This is a genomic window from Olavius algarvensis spirochete endosymbiont (assembly GCA_900608495.1).
Classification (GTDB): domain Bacteria; phylum Spirochaetota; class Spirochaetia; order DSM-2461; family DSM-2461; genus UBA2779.
Genome location: UWYT01000278.1, coordinates 36,547 through 58,811, shown reverse-complemented (window position 1 = coordinate 58,811; position 22,265 = coordinate 36,547). Strand labels below are relative to the sequence as shown.

General features: G+C 46.9%; 23 protein-coding genes, 1 tRNA gene and 1 riboswitch. Of the genes, 6 read left to right on the top strand and 18 right to left on the bottom strand.

What is annotated here, in order from left to right:
• Positions 1 to 3 precede the first annotated feature (3 nt).
• From S1OALGB6SA_RS08620 to S1OALGB6SA_RS10380, 5 genes are all read right to left on the bottom strand, one after another.
• Positions 4 to 597 carry a hypothetical protein gene (locus tag S1OALGB6SA_RS08620; RefSeq protein WP_124033198.1) on the bottom strand — a complete coding sequence of 198 codons (594 nt, stop codon included), beginning with the start codon at positions 595 to 597 and terminating at the stop codon, positions 4 to 6.
• 175 nt (positions 598 to 772) lie between these two features.
• Complete coding sequence (locus S1OALGB6SA_RS08615) at positions 773 to 1,180, bottom strand: hypothetical protein (protein WP_124033197.1); 408 nt, start codon at positions 1,178 to 1,180, stop codon at positions 773 to 775.
• A 10-nt stretch (positions 1,181 to 1,190) separates the two neighbouring features.
• Complete coding sequence (locus S1OALGB6SA_RS08610) at positions 1,191 to 1,799, bottom strand: hypothetical protein (RefSeq protein WP_124033196.1); 609 nt, start codon at positions 1,797 to 1,799, stop codon at positions 1,191 to 1,193.
• 79 nt (positions 1,800 to 1,878) lie between these two features.
• Positions 1,879 to 2,739: a glutamate racemase gene (gene murI, locus S1OALGB6SA_RS08605; RefSeq protein WP_195910394.1), complete on the bottom strand. Its 861-nt coding sequence runs from the start codon at positions 2,737 to 2,739 to the stop codon at positions 1,879 to 1,881.
• Complete coding sequence (locus S1OALGB6SA_RS10380) at positions 2,732 to 2,872, bottom strand: hypothetical protein (protein ID WP_230204512.1); 141 nt, start codon at positions 2,870 to 2,872, stop codon at positions 2,732 to 2,734. The genes murI and S1OALGB6SA_RS10380 overlap by 8 nt, the downstream gene beginning before the upstream one ends.
• Positions 2,873 to 3,097: 225 nt before the next feature.
• Between S1OALGB6SA_RS10380 and S1OALGB6SA_RS08600 the strand changes: the two genes are divergently transcribed.
• The gene (locus S1OALGB6SA_RS08600) at positions 3,098 to 3,691 is read left to right on the top strand and encodes a pentapeptide repeat-containing protein (RefSeq protein ID WP_124033194.1); all 594 of its coding nucleotides are present in this window, start codon (positions 3,098 to 3,100) and stop codon (positions 3,689 to 3,691) included.
• Complete coding sequence (locus S1OALGB6SA_RS08595) at positions 3,688 to 4,284, top strand: MBL fold metallo-hydrolase (RefSeq protein WP_124033193.1); 597 nt, start codon at positions 3,688 to 3,690, stop codon at positions 4,282 to 4,284. The genes S1OALGB6SA_RS08600 and S1OALGB6SA_RS08595 overlap by 4 nt, the downstream gene beginning before the upstream one ends.
• Here S1OALGB6SA_RS08595 and S1OALGB6SA_RS08590 read toward each other — a convergent pair.
• From S1OALGB6SA_RS08590 to S1OALGB6SA_RS08580, 3 genes are read right to left on the bottom strand one after another with little or no spacing between them, the layout of a single operon-like run.
• Positions 4,248 to 5,198, bottom strand: a complete 951-nt coding sequence (locus tag S1OALGB6SA_RS08590) for an RluA family pseudouridine synthase (RefSeq protein ID WP_124033192.1) — start codon at positions 5,196 to 5,198, stop codon at positions 4,248 to 4,250. The two genes, S1OALGB6SA_RS08595 and S1OALGB6SA_RS08590, sit on opposite strands and share 37 nt — an antisense overlap.
• Positions 5,191 to 5,580 carry a DUF8521 domain-containing protein gene (locus tag S1OALGB6SA_RS08585; RefSeq protein WP_124033191.1) on the bottom strand — a complete coding sequence of 130 codons (390 nt, stop codon included), beginning with the start codon at positions 5,578 to 5,580 and terminating at the stop codon, positions 5,191 to 5,193. The genes S1OALGB6SA_RS08590 and S1OALGB6SA_RS08585 overlap by 8 nt, the downstream gene beginning before the upstream one ends.
• Positions 5,581 to 5,630: 50 nt before the next feature.
• Positions 5,631 to 6,302 (bottom strand): YggS family pyridoxal phosphate-dependent enzyme, encoded by a 672-nt coding sequence (locus tag S1OALGB6SA_RS08580; protein ID WP_195910392.1) that lies wholly within the window; start codon positions 6,300 to 6,302, stop codon positions 5,631 to 5,633.
• 131 nt (positions 6,303 to 6,433) lie between these two features.
• A riboswitch (TPP riboswitch) is annotated at positions 6,434 to 6,525 on the top strand.
• 29 nt (positions 6,526 to 6,554) lie between these two features.
• On the opposite strand from S1OALGB6SA_RS08580, the gene S1OALGB6SA_RS08575 reads away from it, so the two are divergent.
• The 3 genes from S1OALGB6SA_RS08575 to S1OALGB6SA_RS08565 are packed head-to-tail and all read left to right on the top strand — an operon-like array spanning position 6,555 to position 10,344.
• Positions 6,555 to 7,568: a thiamine ABC transporter substrate-binding protein gene (locus S1OALGB6SA_RS08575; RefSeq protein ID WP_124033189.1), complete on the top strand. Its 1,014-nt coding sequence runs from the start codon at positions 6,555 to 6,557 to the stop codon at positions 7,566 to 7,568.
• Positions 7,565 to 9,214 (top strand): ABC transporter permease, encoded by a 1,650-nt coding sequence (locus S1OALGB6SA_RS08570; RefSeq protein ID WP_124033188.1) that lies wholly within the window; start codon positions 7,565 to 7,567, stop codon positions 9,212 to 9,214. The genes S1OALGB6SA_RS08575 and S1OALGB6SA_RS08570 overlap by 4 nt, the downstream gene beginning before the upstream one ends.
• A complete protein-coding gene (locus S1OALGB6SA_RS08565; protein WP_124033187.1) occupies positions 9,211 to 10,344 on the top strand; it encodes an ABC transporter ATP-binding protein in 1,134 nt (377 codons plus the stop codon). Before S1OALGB6SA_RS08570 ends, S1OALGB6SA_RS08565 begins: the two co-directional genes overlap by 4 nt.
• Here the strand turns inward: S1OALGB6SA_RS08565 and S1OALGB6SA_RS08560 are convergent.
• The 10 genes from S1OALGB6SA_RS08560 to S1OALGB6SA_RS08520 form a co-directional block, all read right to left on the bottom strand.
• Entirely contained in the window at positions 10,285 to 10,674 is a 390-nt protein-coding gene (locus S1OALGB6SA_RS08560) for an SH3 domain-containing protein (protein WP_124033186.1), read from the bottom strand. The genes S1OALGB6SA_RS08565 and S1OALGB6SA_RS08560 overlap by 60 nt on opposite strands.
• On the bottom strand, positions 10,671 to 12,662 hold the full coding sequence (gene uvrB, locus S1OALGB6SA_RS08555) for an excinuclease ABC subunit UvrB (protein ID WP_124033211.1): 1,992 nt from the start codon (positions 12,660 to 12,662) through the stop codon (positions 10,671 to 10,673). The genes S1OALGB6SA_RS08560 and uvrB overlap by 4 nt, the downstream gene beginning before the upstream one ends.
• On the bottom strand, positions 12,662 to 13,867 hold the full coding sequence (locus S1OALGB6SA_RS08550) for a S1C family serine protease (RefSeq protein ID WP_124033185.1): 1,206 nt from the start codon (positions 13,865 to 13,867) through the stop codon (positions 12,662 to 12,664). The genes uvrB and S1OALGB6SA_RS08550 overlap by 1 nt, the downstream gene beginning before the upstream one ends.
• Positions 13,868 to 13,950: 83 nt before the next feature.
• Positions 13,951 to 15,474 carry a YifB family Mg chelatase-like AAA ATPase gene (locus tag S1OALGB6SA_RS08545; RefSeq protein ID WP_124033184.1) on the bottom strand — a complete coding sequence of 508 codons (1,524 nt, stop codon included), beginning with the start codon at positions 15,472 to 15,474 and terminating at the stop codon, positions 13,951 to 13,953.
• 48 nt (positions 15,475 to 15,522) lie between these two features.
• Complete coding sequence (gene rnhA / locus S1OALGB6SA_RS08540; protein ID WP_124033183.1) at positions 15,523 to 15,990, bottom strand: ribonuclease HI; 468 nt, start codon at positions 15,988 to 15,990, stop codon at positions 15,523 to 15,525.
• A gap of 2 nt (positions 15,991 to 15,992) precedes the next feature.
• Positions 15,993 to 17,747 carry a phospho-sugar mutase gene (locus S1OALGB6SA_RS08535; protein WP_124033182.1) on the bottom strand — a complete coding sequence of 585 codons (1,755 nt, stop codon included), beginning with the start codon at positions 17,745 to 17,747 and terminating at the stop codon, positions 15,993 to 15,995.
• A gap of 558 nt (positions 17,748 to 18,305) precedes the next feature.
• The gene (locus tag S1OALGB6SA_RS08530; RefSeq protein ID WP_124033181.1) at positions 18,306 to 19,271 is read right to left on the bottom strand and encodes a sigma-70 family RNA polymerase sigma factor; all 966 of its coding nucleotides are present in this window, start codon (positions 19,269 to 19,271) and stop codon (positions 18,306 to 18,308) included.
• Positions 19,272 to 19,280: 9 nt separating this feature from the next.
• On the bottom strand, positions 19,281 to 20,138 hold the full coding sequence (locus tag S1OALGB6SA_RS08525; RefSeq protein WP_124033180.1) for a LysM peptidoglycan-binding domain-containing protein: 858 nt from the start codon (positions 20,136 to 20,138) through the stop codon (positions 19,281 to 19,283).
• A gap of 72 nt (positions 20,139 to 20,210) precedes the next feature.
• Positions 20,211 to 20,348: a hypothetical protein gene (locus S1OALGB6SA_RS10375; protein ID WP_195910390.1), complete on the bottom strand. Its 138-nt coding sequence runs from the start codon at positions 20,346 to 20,348 to the stop codon at positions 20,211 to 20,213.
• Positions 20,349 to 20,450: 102 nt separating this feature from the next.
• Positions 20,451 to 20,522 (bottom strand) — tRNA-Pro (locus S1OALGB6SA_RS08520).
• Between the two features lie 295 nt (positions 20,523 to 20,817).
• Here S1OALGB6SA_RS08520 and S1OALGB6SA_RS08515 point away from each other — a divergent pair.
• Entirely contained in the window at positions 20,818 to 22,227 is a 1,410-nt protein-coding gene (locus S1OALGB6SA_RS08515; protein ID WP_195910389.1) for a peptidylprolyl isomerase, read from the top strand.
• The last annotated feature ends 38 nt before the right edge of the window (positions 22,228 to 22,265 follow it).

Here is a 22,265-nt window from a genome sequence, read left to right as displayed (position 1 = left end):
TCCCTAAGAAGAAAGAAGGCTCGTAAGCCTTGGATTTAAATGACGGCTTAACATAGCAGCAATTTCCTTATCTGAAAAGTCGTAAAACGCCGAACCATCTTTCATCGATATCCTAAATCCAGCATCCAACCCCTTATATGGTCTAATCTCCATTCCGGACGCAATTTCCGTGCTCAGCCTGGCCATTAAGACAGGTTCGATTTCGCTTAATGATTCTGCCGGAATCAAAATATCGATTTCCTCTTGTTCCGAGATACCCCTCACCGCGACAACAATCACATTCGCCAGCACTTCCACGCTCAAGGCATCACGAACTTCTCTTTTCAGTAAGCGACTAAAAATCGATTTAATCTCTCCTTTAACCATGAGTATCAAATCTCTGCCCGCCTGCCTCAACGCATCCTTGCCGCTGTTATGCATCATTTGCACTTCCGCTTTCGTATGATTTCGAATTCTTTCCGCATCCTCCTCGGCTTTCCGAATCATGGCTGAAGCTTTATCCCGTGCCTCAGCTATAATCCGAGCAGCCTCTTCCTGGCCGCTTTTCACCCCGTTATTCTTAATCTTGTCAATAATATCCTTAAGTTGAACGTCCATGATTCTATCTTAGCAACATTTCGAAATTGATACAGTCCCGAGAATATTTTCGCCGATTTCTGAATTTAGCCTATGCCTGGACACGGGCGCCCGCCTCGACAACTCAGCAGAAAGAGCAAACCTTCCGTTGGTATCCTCAATCTATGGTTCTTAGACTGTTCCTCATTGCAATCGCTTACTTCACTATCACCGAACCCAAATTGAAATCGCCTATTATTTTCAACAAATTTCCATCCCGCTCCAGCGTCAAACTTTGTCCTGGAAACACCTGGGGTAGTCTTTCTCGTACTAAGCGCTCGACATCGTTTTCAATCTGCCGTCTCGTTTCCCTGGGTATATGTTCCAGAGTGGCCATCTCTATCTGCACAACATAACCTCTGCCCAGCTCGCTTCCATACCCTAAGCTGAAATCAGCGCCTATGTTGAAAAGCCCATCCGCCTCCTTATTCGAAGTTTTACCGCGTCGAGGTCGCTTTGGATGCAGTTGAAATATTCCCCCGTATTTGTCCTCAAGCCAGTCGTCAATCTTATCAAACATTGATTTCATCCGATTCTCCCACTCAACCAGCTTAGGATGTTTCAAAGCAAGTCACCTACCAGTGCACTTCCCAAGTTTTGGGAGCCTTGTTATAAAGTAATTCCCAAAGGGATATCTCGAAGCTTGCCGTTCTTCCATCAATTTCTCCTGGCAGTACTGATATGGGTTTCGCCGGCGGCTTGAAACTGAACCTGAAAGTGGATTTTTCAGCAAATGCATCAAGAATCTCGCGCCTCTCCGTATCGGCTTTTTCGTAGTCATCGACATCCGGAAGCGTAAAAATCAAACTACCTCTCTCTCCTTGTCTCTCAATGTCAAAATCCAAGGCAAGATAGTTTGAAATGTCTTCGAATGAATCCGCGACAATCTTAACGTCTATTCTCTCGCTTCCGTCGGCTAGTTTATGCGTCCTGTAACGTACAACAACAACACCTCCCACCCGTAAAGCCTGCTGCTTGAAATCTTTTTCGGTTAGTGGTAATGGCCAAGGTTCGTCCGATCCGAAGCTCCTGCCAAAATCCACCATTTCAGGCGCAATTACGTATACTAGTCTTGTTGTAACAGCACCATTTTTTTTCAGCCGAATAATCGTCTCCAGCCTCAAACACGATGTCAGAAACAATGCCGAAACACATGCCAAGGAAATGATTAACTTCTTTCCCATAGTCCTATCCTAACTGTCAATACAAGCACAGTAAACCGGAACTAGTGATACTTTTTCCCTGTGCCCTCTTTGAGTTCCATTAGGAAATCTCCCCAATCCAATCCAAGCCCCGAACCTGAGCAAAGCGTCGGTAGCGGCCATCACGAATACCCCCTCGACTAACCATGAACCCGCCGCTATGACTCTCCCGGGGAGCGTTCGAATCCAGGTTATCTTGCACATTCGCGCCGCTTCTCTGGAAACTGCCACGTCCCCTAAACTCAAGTTGTGATTTTTCCAAGCTCAGAAGTGAAAGTATGCGCCTACCCACTCCATCAATTGAATCGACTATTGGAATCTCTGCGCCTATGAGCGTTTTTATTGATTGCATAACATAGAAAAAATGAGTGCACCCGATAACCACCGATCCAACGTGAAACTTCTTGAGCTTTTCAATTGCAGGCCTTATCACGTCAAGCACCCCTTCCTTTTCTTCGGCAAACCAATTTTCCTCCACATAGTTAACGATATCCCCTGCTGCAACTTTCACAACTTCGCGACCTGATGCAAAGGTGGACACCAGTTCATCAAGATAAGGTGATTGCACTGTCCTGGCGGTTGCAAGTACGCCAATAGGCCCCTGAGAACTAAGCGCCGATTTAAGCGCCGGAACAGTGCCAACAACGGGGCATTTTGCAACTTTCCTTATGTTATCGAGAGCGAGTACGGAAGCGGTGTTACAAGCTATCACTATTAATCGCGGGGTTCCCAAACCTTGTAGGAGACGCACCATTTCAACAATGGCACCTCGAACCATTTGCACGCTCAAATCACCGTAGGGGAAATGCGCCGTATCCGCGAAATAGTATAGGGGCAGCTCTGGCCGTCGCTCCTTGAGCCAATCAAGATAAGGCAGTCCTCCGATTCCCGAATCAATAAAGACAACGGAGGATTCAATCATCGTCGGATTCGTCATTAAACAGTCTGTTAAAAGCTTGACGCTGTCTGTCTTTTCTTCCCTCATCCTTTTCGTTCGAATCGGCGGCGAGAGCTGGTTTAAACCAATCGCAGAAATTGGCCCTATCCTTATCCAAAACTGGCTCACTCACCGGCTCGCGACAGTCATTCGCAAAACCGGGCATGAAATACATGCAATTCCGGCAAGTTTTCAGCTCCTTACCACAGAAAGAACACAGAGTATTCCTGTAAACAGGTATCTCGTACGAGGCACCACAATTAGCACAATCCGGCATCAGTAAATAATAATCAGATATGAAAAAGCATTGCAATTAAACAAACGCCGGAATATTCTATGAGCAGTGTTTGATTTCAGTACCTGCTCACGAAGCGGCTGTTTCGAAAGAGTATGGGCAGGCTCCGAATCCTGCAAGGAACACCACTCCAACCCTGTTGATTATCAGAGGAAGCTAATCAGCGAAATTGTCGAGAACAAAAAAGCGTTAGACGGTCGTGATTTATCTGGAATCACTCTTTCCAATACGAATTTGGAAGATTTCGATTTCAAGTTTTGTCGATTTACTGGTGCGGTTTTCAGCAGTGTATCCTTTCGAAATGCCCAATTCTTTATGTGCCTTCTGGACGATATCAGCGTGATAAACTGCAATTTCAGCGGCAGCGAAATGATGAGCGTGATAGCGGCCGGTAGTGACTTCACCAACACTAATTTCAAGGGTTCCAGACTGATAAACGTAAATTTCAATGGTATCAAGGGCGATTTCGCGGTTTTCGATGAATCCGATCTCTTCTCCAGTCGCTTCATCGCCGCATCGTTGAATAACGCCCAGTTTCAGGATTGCAATCTAAAAATGGTTGATTTCGCGAACGCCAGTCTCCGAAACACTGATTTTCGTGATTCCAACGAATTCTATCTCACGACAGGCTCCATGCAATGAAATTGCTAAGTTATTTCTCAGGTACAAGTAATTCCTACATAATTGGGCAAGATGATGGTGGTGAGGCAATTCTGGTGGATCCTGATAAGCTTGATGTGGTCCTTTTAGGTTTAATAGAGGCAAACAACTTCGACATCACTACCGCCCTTGTTACTCATAGCCACGAACGTTATATCAGGGGATTGAGAATCCTCAAAAGGGTCTACAACATAAGGATAATCTCCGGCTATGAAGAAATTGGCGATTTTAAATCCGAATTCGCGGGAGTTGGAGATAGAATAGAAGCGTCTGGAATCGGTATTGAAACTCTCAACCTGGAGGAATGGTTGGCGGAGGGCAGAATTTTTCGAATCGGAAATCTCCTATTCACCGGCAACATACTCTCGGCTGGATACATAGAGGATTCCATTCCACCCGAGAAACGAACTCTGTTGATAGACGATATACAGAAGAAAATCATGGCAATATCTGAAGAACTTCTGATACTACCGAGTTGCGGACCTCCTTCCACCATAAGCGCCGAACTACGTTGGAATCCGTGTTTTCAACCGCAACGTCAAACCTGCGCCGTTAAACCAAATACACTTTTATGAAAATCAATACTCAACCTATCCAGCATTTTCACGAATTCCCTCGGAGCTGCCGCCTGGAATTCCCGAATCCCGAGAATCAGCAAATCTATGCCTAGTTTCCAAGAATGAAGCATTAAACCACAATCACCGACAATCGAATCCCTCCTTGCATAAACTGGATCGCCCAATATCGGGCAGGCTATCGAGCGAAGATGAACCCGAAGCTGATGCGTTCGGCCGGTAAGCATCTCAAGCTGCAGCAAACTGTAGTTCCCCGATTCTCCAAGCAAACGATATCTAGTGACGGCAGGCTTCGAATTCCTTACACCAACTGCAAATTTTTTCCGATTTCGAGGATCGCGCCCAACAGAATCATCTATTTCTCCACAGTTGCCTGGAGGGCGGCCGCGGCATATGGCTAGATAGGTTTTCTGCACCTCTCTGTTTCGAAACTGTGCGGAAAGATATTCCAAAGAGTGCATATTTTTCGCAACTATCATTACACCCGAAGTATCCTTGTCAAGCCGCTGAACGATGCCGGGGCGAATCCTGTCGCCACCAAACTGATGTTCTATTTCCGAATACCTATGAAGCAGTCCCTGCACCAGGGTTCCATGCATGTTCCCAAGCGCCGGATGCACAACTACACCTCGTTGCTTATTTATTACAACACAGTTCTCATCCTCAAAAACGACATTCAGATTGAGCGGTTCGGGTTTGATTTCTGACATGGGAGGAAGCTGCCACTCAACCATCACAACATCACCATCTTTTAGACGTTTCGAATGCTTGAGACTCACCCCGTAATTGTTTTTAACTCTGACACTGCGCTTAGTGATTTGGCTTCTGTTGAACATACCCAAAGAGGCGACAAAGCGATCAACTCGGATCGATTCATTACCAGTCAGACGAACTAAGAATTCTTTACTAATCATCCTCGACCGGGTCCTGAGGAGCTCTCTTATTCAAGTTGATGAACAAATCGACGGTGGCCAGAATGAACGAAGCAGCGCCGGCACTGCCAACAATAATGCCAATATCCCGTGAATCCCGCTGCGAGCCGATTGAATACTGGGTTTTGAAGTTGTTGGCTGCATAAATCGAGAAATCATAAATTAGCGAAACAAAGAGATACGTAACTGGGAATGTGCCCACGGTAACAACTTCGAAGCGCCTGAGATCTTGCATCCAGAGCGGGAATTCGCTTGGGTCATACTCCTCGGGCATTGTGGACTCCCTGGGTGGGAGTTCCTGCGCCGAAATTGTCACCACACTTGCCACAATCCAAAATAGAAAGAAAAGACAACTCTTCAACATTAACCCCCTCCTCGGAGCATTGCCGAGCAGGAACCACTTTTCACTCGTCATCATTCTCCAAATATTGCGCTCCCAATCCGAAGAAGATTACTGCCTTCCGCAATTGCCCACTGAAAATCTGAACTCATCCCCATCGACAGTACCACTTCGCCTTCAATCACATCAGCAATACCTTCCGCCCAACGACGGCACTTCGAAAAACAGCTGCGAACCACAAATTCATTACTCGTGAAGGGAGCCATGGTCATCAATCCCCTCAAGTTCAGAAAGGGGAGTTGTGATATTTCTGCAGCTGTATCCGCGAAACTCGAATAATCATCGAAACCAAACTTCGTTTTCTCCCCTGAAGTATTAACTTGCAGAAGAATTTCAAGAATTTTCTTATTCTCCAAGGCTCGCTGAGAAAGCTTCCTGGCAATTCTTAGCGAGTCAACAGAGTGCACGCCGTCAAAGCGTGTATTGATTCTTCCTACTTTCCTGCTCTGTAAATGTCCGATCAAGTATAAACTGAGTCCTTCCAGCGTGGAAAACTTATCACATGCTTCCTCGATGCGATTCTCTCCAAAAAGAAAAGGACCGCATGCATTTGCCTCAAGTATTTCCTCAATGCCTCGCATTTTTGATACGGCCATTATCGTAATCTTCGAAGTGTCGCGGCCATATGTATCCCCGGCTTCCTCAAGTCTATCTTTAAATGCTAACCACTTATCTTTTATCGACACGGGAGTATTATACACGGCTCAAAGGAATTTTGTGCGACAGTAACATACTCTACGCAAAATTCTCCAATCTTAAGGATGTAAACCGAATTCGTTGCTTGACTCAGCCTGAAAAATCATAATAGCCTGCCTGCGGAGAGCTTCCGGGGTGGCCTGTACAGCCTGAGATTATACCCGTGAACCTGATCCGGATTATACCGGCGTAGGAACGGGCTCAAACCCCTGAACCATCCTTACTCAAAAGGAGCGGTTCTTATGAAACGAACCCATATTTTATTTCTGTTCTTATTTGCATTCTGTCAACCTCTTTTTCCCAGAGGTGATGGGGATGTCGCGGGCAAACTGGTAGTGTATACCTACGATTCGTTTAGTTCTGAATGGGGACCAGGTTCGGCAATTGCGGCAGCATTCCTCGAAGAAACCGGAATAGCCATAGAGTTCAATGCGCCGGGAGATGCCATCACCACACTGAATCAGCTCATAAGGGATAAATCGCGGGCAGATTTGATAATTGGACTCGATAACAGTTTGCTAAGTCGGGCGCTAGATGCCGATATACTGGAACCTTATGAAACTCCATTGCTGGAGCTTGTGTCGCCTGAATATGTAATTGACAAATCAAACCGCCTGATTCCATACGATTATGGCTATTTCGCTATTTGTTACGATTCACAACTACTCGAAACTCCGCCGACATCACTCGAAAACTTAACCTCCAAAGCCTATGCACAATCGCTCGTTTTGATGGACCCGAGAACCTCAACCCCGGGACTCGGGTTTCTATTGTGGACCATAGCCGTCTATGGGGATCGGTGGCCGGATTACTGGGAAAGATTGAAACCAACAATACTGACGATTACAAATGGATGGAGTCAGGGTTATACCCTTCTGGTTACAGGAGAGGCGCCGATGGCACTTAGTTACGGAACCAGCCCCGTATATCATGTGGAATACGAAGGGAATACACGCTACAAGGCAGCCGAATTCAGCGATGGGCACCTAATGCAAATCGAGAGCATGGGAATTGTCAAGGGTACTGAAATGCGCCGGGAAGCAGAACTCTTCATCGATTTCATGTTGAACGAATTCTCTCAAAAAATCCTTGCGATGAATAACATAATGCTGCCTGTTATGAAGAACGTTTCGCTCCCAGCTTCGTTTGATGCCGCCTTGCAGCCAGGGAAGATTATCCCCTACCCCAGCTTAGCGACAAACAGCGAGGAATTTCAGCGCATAATAGATAACTGGACCGAAATTTTCAGCCAGTGAATTCGAAGTCTAAATGGGGGGGGGGCTGGATACTCATCGGGCCGATACTGATTTGGGGCCTGGCGTTCGCGCTGCCTATTTCGTCCGTACTGACAAAAACCGGTATGGTACCCAAAACCATGATGCAATTGATATCCTCCCCGTATTACCGGGGAATAATTGGGCTGACTTTCAAACAGGCTGGATTGAGCACGCTGTTTGCAGTCATTCTCGGTTTGCCGGGCGCATACATGATTGGGCGTTTGAAATTTCCCGGCAGGAGATTGCTCAAGTCGATTGGTACAATTCCCTTCGTACTGCCGTCTATCCTTGTTGTCCTCGGATTCATTCTCGTATTTGGGAATTCCGGTTTAGTCAATTCATTGCTACGCTTAATTGTCTCCGATGCCGACGGGTGGAAAATTTTGTACTCCCTGAGGGCCATAGTTATGGCTCACGTTTTCTACAACTTCCCAATTACTCTGAGAGTAGTCGGAAATGCCTGGTCTTCCCTCCCGCGAAATACATATCTTGCCTCACGATCGCTTGGCGCCTCGCCGATTCGCGCCTTCTTCTCGGTTGACTTCCCACGTCTTGCCCCGGCAATTCTCAATTCCGCGGTAATAACCTTTCTTTATTGCTTTCTCAGTTTTGCGGTAATCATTGTGCTGGGTGGTGGCCCTCAACTAAGCACTCTTGAAGTGGAAATATTTCGTCTGACAAAGTATCAATTCGATCTTAGCGGCCCTGCCGCATTAGCCATAATCGAAACCACCTTCACGGTAGCGATTATACTCGCGCTAGGCTGGACAGATTCCAGGCTGCGGCGCCGGAACCTGGACGACTCCCCTGCTGTTCGGAGGGAGCTTGAACGCATAAGCACTGGAAAGCTTATCGCGATTTCACTCTATCTGTTACCCATCTTTGTATTGATACTGACACCGCTGTTATCTATTATTTGCTACAGTTTCCTCGCAAGATCTACCAGAGCCGGCACACTTGCCCTATCCCTCAACCACTGGCGAGACCTGCTGCACGTAAATGGCGGAATTCTCTCGGTTTCAATGCTTTCAATTATCCGCACAATGTTGCTAGGCAGCATCGTTGCAATCAATTCCACCATCAACGCGGCTCTGGTGAGCTGGTATACAACGCGCAAAAAGAGAGCCTGGATTCTAGATGCCCTCATGGTTCTTCCGCTGGGGGTTAGCAGCATAATCCTGGGACTAGGTTATCTCATTGTTATCGAAAGAATTCCACACACGACAATGATACGCCTGATGGCTTTAATTGGCGCACACACAATAATAGCACTGCCCTTTGCTTACCGAATTGTGGCCGGTGGACTGAAAACGATATCGCCCAGGGTGCTGCAGGCCGCCCGTTCATCCGGCGCGAATACCGTTAAATCATTCCTCACCGTGGAGCTGCCTATGGCAAAGCAATCCCTCATTACTGCGGCCGTGTTCTCTCTTGCACTCTCCGCAGGTGAACTGAGCGCGTCAATTATTCTTGCTCCAAATAGCTTCACTACGATTCCCATGGCAATTTATAGAATGATAGGCACCTACAATATCTTTGCCGCCTCCGCACTTGGAGCCATTCTTATCTGTATTTTTCTTATTGGATTTCTAGCCATTGACAGAATCGGGGATAGTCATACTTGAGTAGTCAGTCACTGGTATTCAAGGACATCCGGTATACGCGGGACAGCTTTGATTTATATATAAATCTTCACTTCCCAAAGGCTCAATTGACAGTAGTGTTAGGACCCTCAGGCTGCGGGAAAACCACGATGCTCGACTTGGCTTCTGGATTTCTACGCCCAAACTCCGGAATTATTCTGGAAGGCGACAGGGATGTTACGGCTTCACCGCCGGATAAGAGAAAGATGGGTGTGGTTTTTCAAGACTACGCGCTATTCCCCCACCTTAACGTAATGGATAACGTTGCATACGGTCCCCTGATGCGTGGTTTCAGACGCAGAGAGGCACGTTCAATCGCAAATCACTATCTGGATATAGTTAGCATGAGGAGTGTTGCCTCTAAACAGCCATCTTCGCTCTCCGGCGGTGAAAAACAGCGCGTTGCCCTAGCCAGGGCATTGGCAACCGAACCTGATTATCTTCTGATGGACGAGCCATTTAATTCACTTGATGCTGCCATGAGAGAGGAACTGCGCCGCGAATTTACAAGGATCCAAAAAAATACGGGCATCACCACCATCCTGGTTACGCACGATCAAAGTGAAGCGCTGGCCCTGGCCGATAATTTGGCGCTTATGAGGGCAGGCAGGATAGTTCAGGCAGGAAAGAGTAGAAATCTATGGGATAATCCAGTCAACCTTTTTGCAGCCACCTTTATCGGGAGAACCACCCGACTTCGCGTGAAAAAAATCACTCGGAGAACCCCTGGCATTAGCAGAGTGGAGACAGATGCGGGCGTGATTTCACTGGAAGATAAATTTTGCGATGTTGATTTGCCCGCAACACTTGTCGTTAGACCGGAAAATCTACAAGTGTCTGAAGGGAAGCACGTCGAAGCCGAAATTGAGGGCCTGGTGGAAGAAACCGAGTATGCGGGAGGATACTGGAAGATACGACTCGCGGTAGGAGACAAGACGAATTTAATCGATTGCAATATGTCCAAGACAACCCCACCTATGATTGGCGAGAAACTCAGGTTGTCGATTAAGCCGGGATCTGCACGTCTTTTATCCGGGCTTATGGAGGATTGGCTAAGGTCGAATGGCTGTTCCCAGGATGCCTGCCTGAGCTGTACGAGCCTGGGCAGATGATTCGTAAATATTGATATTTTCATCCAGCGTCCATCCGGTTCTTCCCGATTCGGGCACTTGAATTTCAAACCAGTAGGAACGATTCCTTCCAGCCGCCACCTTCGATACAATTCTTACAATATCGCCATAGCGCAGCACTTCCTTGGGAGCCGCGTTCAAATCGGGCGATTCGAGGACTTTCAGATAAGAACGGTTAGCTACTCCCCATAGATATTCAGAGGTTAGCATTGGAGTTGCAGGTAGCTCCAGGGACAGGGATTCCTTCTGATCACGACAAGAGATAAACAAAAAAAAGACGAGACAGAGCATGTAAGGTAAAAATCTTTTCATACATCACCTTCCTTAAGCTGTCTAATCTCATCGCGCAGTACAGCAGCTTCTTCGTATTCCATGTTTTTTGCTCGTTCAAGCATCTCGTTTTCGAGTGCCTTGATTAGACGTTTTTTTTGCTTGGAATCAAGTAAATTGGTCGACTTCTTCATCACTTCAATGCTCATCTTTTCAGCGGCGCGTTTTTCTTCTTCTCGGCGAACTAAAATATCCTGAACTTCCTTTTTGATCGATTCAGGTTCGATGCCATGTTCCCTGTTGTACTCAATTTGGATGCCGCGTCGTCTTTCTGTTTCCAGAATGGCTGCTTTCATCGCATCGCTCATACCATCAGCATACATTATCACCTGACCGTTTATGTTGCGCGCTGTCCGTCCAATGGTTTGGATGAGACTGGTTTTGCTCCTTAGGAAGCCAATTTTGTCAGCGTCCATTATCACTGTTAAGGATACCTCCGGTATATCGAGGCCTTCCCTGAGAAGATTTATTCCAACAAGCACATCGAAGACGCCCTTTCTCAAATCACGTATTAGCTCCACTCTTTCAATTGTTTTAACCTCACTGTGAAGATAGCGTGCTTCTATGCCTAAATTGACAAGATAATCAGTTAGGTTCTCAGCCATTTTTTTTGTCAGGGTGGTAATCAATACCCTCTCATCCGCCTGAATTCTCTTGCGGATTTCGGCATATAGATTTTCTATCTGACCCTCGGAGGGTCTAACTTCGACAAATGGATCGAGAAGACCGGTGGGGCGTATCAACTGCTCGACTATCGCATTGGATTTTCGCCTCTCTTCCTCGCCAGGAGTTGCGGAAACGTAAATCACCCTATCCACTCGGCTTTCGAATTCATCATAAATCAAGGGCCTGTTATCGAGGGCGGAAGGTAAGCGGAATCCATAGTTTACCAGGTTGGTTTTTCTGGATCTATCGCCATTGTACATCGCACGAATTTGGGAGAGTGTTACGTGCGATTCATCCACAAAGGTGATAAATTCCGATGGGTAGTAGTCTAATAACACCTCTGGCCGTTCTCCCATTTCGCGGCCCGTGAGATGTCGGCTGTAGTTTTCAATTCCGGGGCAGTAGCCCATTTCCAGGAGCATCTCAATGTCATATTCGGTTCGGGTTTTGAGACGCTGCGCCTCAATTGCTTTGCCGGTGTTGTTCAGGAATTCTAATTGATTCCCAAGTTCCACTCGGATAGCACCGCAGGCCATTCGGATACGTTCTTCCGGCATTACAAAATGTTTTGCAGCGTAAATAGTTGTGGTTTGAAGGCTTTCTAAAACCTCGCCTGTCAGAGAATGAATGCGGTCGATACTTTCCACAGTATCGAAATCAAGGCTGATTCTATAAGCGATATCACTGAGATAGGCTGGAAATATCTCCATTACATCACCCCGCATTCGAAATTTACCACGTTCCAGGACATCATCGTTTCGTTGGTACTGCATCCCAATCAGTTTCATTCTCAGACAATGAAAATCGGTTTTTTCACCAACATGAACCTGCAATTTCATGTCGCGGTAGGTTTCCGCACTACCTAGTCCATAGATACAGGAAACCGTGGCTACAATGATGACATCTCGGCGTTCCATCAGGCTCATAGTCGCCGATAACCGCATTCGCTCGATTTCTTCATTCAGACTGGAATCCTTCTCGATGTATAAATCTCGGGAAGGGAGATAGGCCTCGGGCTGGTAATAGTCGAAGTAAGAAACGAAATACTCAACCGCATTATTCGGAAAAAAATCCGTGAATTCGCGAAAAAGTTGAGCGGCGAGTGTTTTGTTATGACTTATAACCAGGGCAGGTAGCTGTGTCCTCTCTATGGTTTTTGCCATAGCGTATGTTTTTCCCGAACCGGTTACACCTAAGAGAGTCTGATACTTGTGTTTTGCGTCCAGTCCGCTAACAAGCGCTTCGATGGCGTTTGGCTGATCGCCGGCAGGATTGTATGGAGCGTGAACTCTGAATTCTCCTATCAATCAGTTCCTCCAGTTCTACCGTCTAAGGCTATATTCAAGATATGTTCACGACGGTTGCGTATCACTTTCACGCGTATTACATCCCCCGGACGGCTCTGTTCCAAGGCCGCATAAAAATCTTCGATAGAAGCGACTGGCTCGTCATCGATACCAACAATGATATCCCCTCCCAGATAGATTATACTGTCTCCACTGCGGACAATCCGATCCGGAGATCCTCCTTTCAAACCAGCTGCAGCGGCGTTCCCGTTCGGTTTCACTCGCGAAACCAGTATCCCTTGATTAACAGGCAATTTCGCGTATCGCACAAGAGATGGAAAAATTGGAACGGGGTCAATATCAATCCATCCCCGCTGAACGAAACCAAACTCCATTAAATCTGGCACGACGCGCCTTGCAGTGGCAGCTGGCACGGCAAAGCCAATCCCAACCGATCCCCCAGACGGCGTATAAATCATCGTATTCACTCCTATTAATTCCCCATTGGAATTTAGAAGAGGACCTCCGGAATTTCCAGGATTTATCGAGGCGTCAGTCTGGATCAAATTCCTGATTATAATTCCCTTATCGTTTTTTAAAGGCCTCCCCAACCCCGAAATTATTCCCGTTGTAAGCGTTCGTTCGAAAGCAAAGGGATTTCCAATTGCAAGTACTTTCTGGCCAACCTTGAGAGAATCCGAATTGCCGAAGGAAATTGTTACAAGAGGATGTGAACCGGGATCGAAATGAATAACCGCAAGATCATTTTCCGGATCGGCACCCACAACCTCACCCTCGAAAAGCTCGCCGTCCGCCAGGGTGATGTTAACCTTGTACGCATTTTCCACAACATGATTATTTGTTAGAATGTAGCCACGTTCATCAAATATCGAACCCGATCCCGACGAACCCTTTCTTGGCACCGGCTCAAGAAACCAGTTGTAACCAACCACCTCGGTCGCAATATTCACCACCGCCTTGTTATAGCGCTCATAAACAGCAATATTCTCAATCTCATCCGCTGTGAAACCAACGCTTTCAGTGACTACCTTTTTGCTCTCTTGATACACGAATTCTTTGGCAACAGTTCCATCGTTGGCCTGTCTGATTTCGGGTGGCTCCGTCTTCGGCGTGATTACGCCGATCCCCATTAGCAGAATAATCCCCAGCAGTAAGATTATGATTAGGGCAAAAAGAATGTTGCTTCGATTCCGTGTTACCATAGAAGCATTATAAATTCTTGATTGCGATGAAGGAACCAGGAATGCATTTTTGGATGGAAAAACCTATTTGAGGAACGTTATTCTTACAGAGTTGCCCAGAAAATATCTCTATCTCCATATCTTCGATGCTGAAGCGCCTCCAGGACATCACTAATCTCAACCTTCGCACGCCCGTCCAAATCAGCCAAGGTTCTGCTAACCCTAAGGACACCATGAGCGGCCCTTGATGATAATCCAAGTTTTCGTATAGCCTCCAGAAAATACTTGGTGGAGGCTTCATCAAGAGTAACATGGTGATTTATTTTTCCGGGTGGAATGTCGGCATTGAAGCTCCACGAACTATCGGCGTAACGCTCCTTCTGACTAACTCGCGCCGCGACAACTCTTAGCCGCACAGTCTTGCTATCTTCCCCGGCAGGTTCCAGCAGTTTTTCGGGGTTTATCACCGATACTGGAACCCTTATATCCACCCTGTCCAGCAAGGCACCGCCCAGACGCCTCCAATATCGGCTCATCTCTGAAATACTGCATAGACACGAGGCATCTTCTCTACCTAGATTTCCACATGGACAGGGATTCATAGCCATTTGAAGCTGAAAATCTGCCGGATACCACCAGTTTCTGCCGGCTCTGGCCATCTCGATCCTACCCAGTTCGAGGGGTTCCCTAAGAGATTGTAAAGCCTTCTGACCAAATTCTGGAGCCTCATCGAGGAAGAGAATCCCGCCATGCGCAAGCGATACCTCCCCCGGATGCCTACCGTATCCGCCGCCAATGAGTCCCTCCATAGTGGCAGAATGATGAGGTTCCCGAAACGGAGGTCGCCGTACCAGCCCTGATTCGGCACTAAGTCTGCCAGCCTGAGACCAAATTCGAGAAACTTCCAGAGACGTGTCGGATTCGAGATTGGGCAATAGGCTTGCAGAAGCCCGGGCCGCCATGGTTTTACCACTTCCCGGGGGTCCGAAAATAAGCAAATGATGCCGTCCGGCCGCCGCAGTTTCCAAAGCCCTTCTTAGAACAGGTTGACCACGGAGATCGGATAGCTCCGGATAATGAGAATCGCTATCGTCCGATTCATCTCTTCGCTTTGTAGAATTCCAACCGTCTTCCAGCAAGGACGGCAAATCACTAAGATGAGCAATACCCAGAGTTTTGCCATTGGGCAAAGTCTTTGCCTCTTCAATATTCCTTTCCGGGACGATAAACCTGTTGATGCCATCTGCCATCGCCGCGGCAGCGGCCGGCAATATCCCGCTCACAGGGCAGACAGTGCCATCCAGAAGCAATTCTCCAGCGCAGAGCACAGCCGGAATACCTGAGCATTGTACCTGTTCGGTAGCCCACAGTATGCCCACTGCAATTGGCAGATCGTAAGATGCACCCTCTTTCTTCAGTCCGGCCGGCGAAAGATTTACCAGAATTCGATCTGTCGGAAAATTGAAGCCGCTTCGCTTCAAGGCTACCCTCACCCTATCTCGCGATTCGCGTACGGCGTTATCGGGAAGGCCAACAATGTCTAATCCGGGAATCCCACGACGAATATCAACTTCCACTGAAACCAATCGCCCTGTAAAACCGCTTGCTGCATACGCGTAAATTTTCACTATTTCCCCGAGTCACTATAACGGTATGAAATCGTAACTCGCTTGAGTTCAGTTTGGGTATAGCTGTGCGCGCGCTCTTGCAGCAAGTTCATCGCAGCGCTCGTTCCACATATTCCCCGCATGGCCCCTAACCCATTTCCAATCAATCATCAACTCTCTATTGGTTTTCATTAGCTTCATCCAGAGATCCTGATTTTTCACTGGTTTGCCGGAAGCAGTTCTCCATCGTCTGGCAATCCACCTGCTCATCCATTCACTAACGCCTTTCTGAACATATTTGGAATCGGTAATCACCTCGATAGAATTCTCGCAAGGAAACTTCCGCCTTACCGTTTCCAGCGCATTTATTACCGCCGTTAATTCCATACGATTGTTCGTTGTCGAAATCTCAGCGCCGGATATCTCACAGGTTTCATGATTCGACGCGATAATTATTGCCGCCCATCCACCCGGTCCCGGATTCCCCGTACAACCGCCATCCGTATAAATTTTGAGCTCAGCTTCAAAAAGGGTCATAACTAACCGTCCAGAGCCACTATCCTTTCGTCAATCCAGCTCCTAATTTCATCGAACACACCCTCAAACTCAGCCTGCTCAGACTCGACACCGTTCTCCGAGCACAGGGATGCATAGAATTTTATCTTCGGTTCGGTCCCTGAGGGCCGGGCAGTCACCAAACCGCCACCTTTTAGCTCAAACTGTATAACATCCGAAGATGGCAATGCGATGTTCTTTTCGCGAAAGCCCCTGGCAATGTTCAGAGTAGTTCCATCCCGAAAATCTCGCATCATGGTTACTTCAATTGATCCAATACTGCCCGGTGGTTCATTACGCAAACTGTTCATCAAGGCATTCATCGTTTCCTGACCCCTCTGTCCTTCGAAATCTCGACTAATCAAAATTTCCTTCCAGTACCCGAATCGACTCCATAACTCCCTTAAATACTCAATCAGCGATTTCCCCTTAACTCGATTCCAAAGCGTCATTTCCGCCGTCATAGCAGCGGCCGAAACTGCATCTTTGTCACGCACGGAGGTACCCACCAAGTATCCATAGCTTTCTTCACCGCCAAAAACATAGCTGTAACTGTTTTCAGCTTCGAACTGCCGAATTTTTTCGCAGATGTACTTAAAACCAGTTAGCACCCTGAAACTTGTTGCCCCGTAAAACTCGGCAACTTTGTTTTGCAAAGTCGAAGTTACAATTGTGTTGACAAATGCCGGATTTGTCGGCAAGCTACCCTGTTCCTTTCGAGTTCTGAAAATATAATCCGTCAGCATAGCGCCTAGTTGATTCCCGCTTATCAGAATCCATTCTCCTTCTTCAGGCACAGCGATTCCCAGTCGATCCACGTCAGGATCGGTAGCCATCACTAAATCCGCATCTTCTTTCTCAGCCAGTTCTATTGCCATCTCAAGTGCCGGTGCCACTTCGGGATTGGGGAATTCTACTGTCGGAAAGTCGCCATTAGGTTCTGCTTGCTCCTGAACGGTGTACACGCTGATTCCAAGTTTACTCAACACCATTGTCACAGGGATGAGTCCGGCACCGTGAAGCGGAGTATAAACCACTTTGAGTTCGCTTCCATGCTTCTTCATAAGCTCAGGTTTCAGGGATTGACTTACAACAAGCCTCGTATACTCATCGTCAATTTCCTTGTCGATCATCGTTATGAGTCCGCTTTCCAAGGCTTCTTCCAAATCCATGACGTCCACAGAGCCAGTAATCTTTCCTACCTCTTCAATAATACCCTTATCGTGCGGCGAAACAATCTGGGCTCCGTCCGACCAAAAAACCTTGTAGCCATTATAGGCAGCCGGGTTATGGCTCGCAGTAATCATAACCCCCGCGCATGCATTCTTAGTTCTAACGGCAAACGAAAGAACAGGTGTTGGCCGAAGCGAACTGAATAAGTAAGTCCTAATGCTCTTTGCCGCCATAACCCTGGCCGCCTCCAAGGCAAATTCATCCGAGTAATGACGGCTGTCATATGCGATAACCACGCTTCGTTCGGATTCCGGAAAACAGGATAGGATGTAATTCGCCAATCCCAGGGAAGCTTTGCCGATAGATGCCGGATTGATGCGGTTTGTACCGCCGCCAATTATCCCTCGCAGGCCTCCGGTTCCGAAATCCAAGCCCCGCCAAAACTTCTCTTCAAGTTCATCCCAGTCCTCATTCTCGAGAAGTTTCCTAATCTCCTCTCTAAACAATTCACTTTTTTCTCGTTCAATGTAGGAAACAGCCTTTTCCCTTATTTCTTGCCTTGTCATCTATCATCTCCATTCATCGCTTATAAGTCAGCTCATCAAATCTAAAGATGCCTCCTATCCAATTTCAGCCCCACAGCCTTCAGGTGAAAACTGCTTCCAGACATCCACTATGCTTCCGCCTCATAGCTATTCGTGTATGAGTATTGGGTTGAACATGATGCCTAAGGCCAATTTTCCCCTGAATATCCCTCCCGGGAAAAATGAATCGATAGTGCTCACGCAAACAGCTCAAACTATGCCGTAATCGCCGGGATTCGCATAGTGGCGCAATCTAATAAATCAATTATCTCAGAATAAGCCTTTCCCGCTGGGCTTCCAGCATAGCTGGCAATCACCCTCCTGAACATGGTTTCTTCATAAAAATCAGGTTCAAGAATTGTTAACCCGTGCGATGCAGAAATCGCTGCCCATTGGGGATGTTATTCAGATGCAATCATTCTGATTCCCGCAAGCTTCATGGGGCAAAAAATCTCGGTAGTTACAATCCAAGCAGAATCGAAGCAAATAATTCAGCTTATCCTCAAAATCAATGCAAGCTCTGAATCATCAGAGCTTTGACTACAGATAATCCTTCAATTCTCGAATCGCCGGGAACGATCTCAGCCTAAGAATCGCCTTCTTCTGCAATTGTCGAACTCTCTCCCGAGTGATGCCCATTAATCTCCCGGTTTCGTTCAAGCTTAGCGGTCTCTTCCCTGTCAAACCATAACGCAGTTGAAGAATTCGGCGTTCCCTCTCCTCTATCACTCCAAGAATTTCTTCCAGAATGCTTTGCAAATCAGAATTGAACACAGTTTCGGTGGGCGCGACTGTACTTTCATCACTAATCAGTTCCTCGAGTCTCGTGTTATCCTCTTCATCCACGGTTGAATCCAAGCTGGTTGTATCCTGAGATATCTGAACAATCCTTTTAATCTGCCTAACAGATACGCTCATATAATTCGCCAATTCAACATCAGTCGGCTCATGCCCCAAATCCTGTGCCAGATATCTGGAGGCCGTCAAAGTTCTTCTTATTATATTCAGCATATGAACAGGAATTCTAATAACCCTTGCCTTATCAGCCAAAGCCTTGATAATCGCCTGTTTAATCCACCATGTTCCATAAGTTGAAAACCTGAAACCACGAGTGTAATCAAAACGTTCAACGGCCTCAATCAAACCGATATTCCCCTCATCGATAAGATCTGAAAAACTCAGACCTTTGTTCTGATACTTCTTTGCAATCGAGACAACTAGCCGAAGGTTTGACTGAATCATCAAATTTTTCTGTTCATTAAGAAGTTGGATAGTATTCGATTTCTTCCTGGAATACTCCTCCCCGACAACTCCACCCATATTACGGTTCATCCTGGCAATCTGAGATTTATACTCGGCTATCCGCTCACCGATAACTCTCTCCTCGTCTACAGTAAGAAGTGGAAATCTAGAAATCTGCTTCAAATAATGTGCGAGTGGATTAAATTCCTCCCCGGTATCAGCCGAGCCCGAGAAATCCGAAAAAGCAGTATTTAGCTTCCCCATTGCCTAACATCAACCACGCGGCGCATTGCTGGGAGGTACCGGGACTCCATCTCTAAACACCGCAAAAATCATCTCCGGCCTTCCATACGAAACTCCGTTAGAGGCAGACATCCCCAGTCTACCTATCCGACTACCAACCTCAACTGTCTGGCCAACATTTACAAACAAATCTTCATTCCCCCCATACAGATAAATATACCCCTTTGAATCAACCAAGACAACATATCCAAAACCTCGATAGGGGCCCGTCCAAACTACATTCCCCCCGGCAACCGCATAAACATAGCTTAGAGGCTCCGTTTCTATACTCACCCCAACAAGCTTGCCATTTAGAATTTTCTTCCTTCCATTTACCGGCCACCACGGTACCTTCGCCAGCTCCTGGGCGACATTCCCAGCTCCCTGGTGCACCGAGGACTTCTCCTCTTCACGCGATTTTGCTGCCCTTCCCGAATTGCCAGGCATTTGCTCTTTAGAAATTACCCGGGAAGCGTCAACAATAAGTACCTCACCAACGCGAAGTAGGCGATTCTCATCTCGCCCATTGAGAGCCAGCAATTGCTCCAAACTGAGTCCCAGTTTTCTCGAAATACTATAATAAGTATCTCCCTGTTTCACTTCATAAAAGTCATCTTTCTCATCGCCGGATACAGAATCATCTGCGCTCGGAATCAGCAGTCTTGTACCAACCCCAATCTCAGACACATTGGTAATCGAATTATTCTCAATTATAGTCTCCGGACTAATACCATAGCGTTTTGAAAGAGAATAAATTGTTTCCCCCTTGGTAACAATATGTACGACATCGGCTTCCACCGTACTCACAGTCAACACGAAAAAGCTAAAAAGCAGCATATTTCTTCCCATACTGCTTCATAATCGGATGGAATTAAACCAATAATGAAATCAAGTATTATGAGATACTCAACTTTAGTGCTATCACCCATCACGGTTATGCACCAGGAGTTTGAGCTGGTTGTGTGACTCGAAGAACTCAATCGATTCCGAAAATCTAAGCGGAAGTATTTCGATGCCCATGGAAGTCAGCGCTGTTGTTGCAATGCCAATCTTATTCACAGGGCCCTGTGGGCCTTACCCAAGCCTATCCTGCCAACCCGCGAGAGGTTTCAGGCGGTATCGAAGCTTAGATTGGCTCCGGGTAGAAAGACCGCGGCAATATCGGGCTGGTCAGATTTGAACTGACGACCTCCTCGTCCCGAACGAGGTGCGCTTCCCCTGCGCTACAGCCCGAAATTATCGGAAGTGAGGGGGATTCAATCTGCAATCTTCGGTTTGGCAGGTCAGCATGATAAATCTCTTCGCAACACCACCTTTGTAACCATATCCGAAGCAGGAGGCACAGTCAAGCAAAGCGTGTGGACTGAAGGCTCCATTCAGTTCAGCATAGCCCCCCCTCTCGTTGACCAATCCGAACGGCCATGATAGCTTTTGATTCATGTCACCCCAAAGAAGAGGCAGCATAAAAACCCAACCCCAGCGAAACCTTGCATTCAAAATAATTGGTCTCGTGATTGTAGGATTCGCTTTGATCGGACTGGTATTCACATCGGTGTTTTCGCGTGGCTCAAATACCTCAAATGAAATCGTATTCGGTTCTTACGGCAATAAGGACATTGTGTATACGTACAACAACTCCTTTGGCAACGCCGTCGGACATTCATTGAGTAACTATAGTGATTTAAGCCAGGATAACCAAATCTACTCTTTCGTGCGTCGCCTGGCGTGGCGGGAAGCCTATCATTCCGCCGTTTATCTCACCGCAATCGAGTACTACCTTGATCAGAGTGGTTATCAACCCTCCTCCAGAGCGGTCGACCGGCGAATAATAGAACATAGCCGCTATCAAACTGATGGTAAATTTGACGAAAGACGCTATCGCTCCGTATCATCCGAAGTAAAAGACAACGATAGGGAACTTGCAAGAGATCAGCTTAGTATGTCCATTTGGGCGGGAGATATTCTCGATTCACAATATCATTCAAAAGCCCAGCTGAACTTCCTCTGGGATATGGCCACCCAAGAGAACAGCTATGATTATGTGATTATACCCTTCAGCGATTTTCCAGAACAGGAAGTAATCAAATATGGACAAGAGAATTCTTACCTCTTCACAACACTTCCGCTCAGTCGAATAACAGTGGAGAGCGAGGAGGAAGCAAAGAGATTGATAGATAGATATGGAGAAAAGGAAAAAACACCCGAATCCTTCGCTCTTCTTGCCCGAGAAATTTCTCAGGATTCCTATGCGGAGGAAGGTGGCAGTATAGGCGAAACAGACTTCTACCTTATCGACGAATTAATCGGCAGAGAAAACGCCGAGAGTGTTTACAAGTTGGAAGAAGGGGAAATTGCCGGACCCTTTGAGAGTGAATACGGCTGGATTATCTTTCGTGCGGATGGCTCAGTATCTCCATTGAGTCTTACTGGGCGAGGCCAGGATATCCGAACATACATGATGGAAAATGAGCTGGGCATTGTAGAAGATGCGATTCTGGAAAAGGCAAGTGAGTTGCGAGCCAATGCAAACAACGCCAACTCTTTTCTATCCACCATGCTAGAGGAAGGATTTGAAGTTAAGAAATCTCATTCGTTCCCCATTAATTATGCCGCAGATTCATTGCTTGGCGGAAGCCCCGAGGACTCTGATGATGCGGCCTTGAACGGTACGGCTTCATCTGATGAATTTTGGAAGAGTATCGTGGGATTAACCAAAGTGGGGGCTATATCCCAACCAGTTGTGCTGAACAATGCGGTGGGTATATTTGCCCTGACATCTTTAAATAGCAAGGAAAAAGATGACTTCTGGGAAGAGAGAGTTAAATCCGAAATCGCACGATCGAGGCAGAACGAGTTCAGCACCGCCATTTTAGATGAATCAAAACTCTTCGACGATCGATTTAGCAGCGCTTACAAACAAATCTTCCCAGAGCAGTGATGACGAGGTTTCGACAATTTAGCCAACACACAACACCA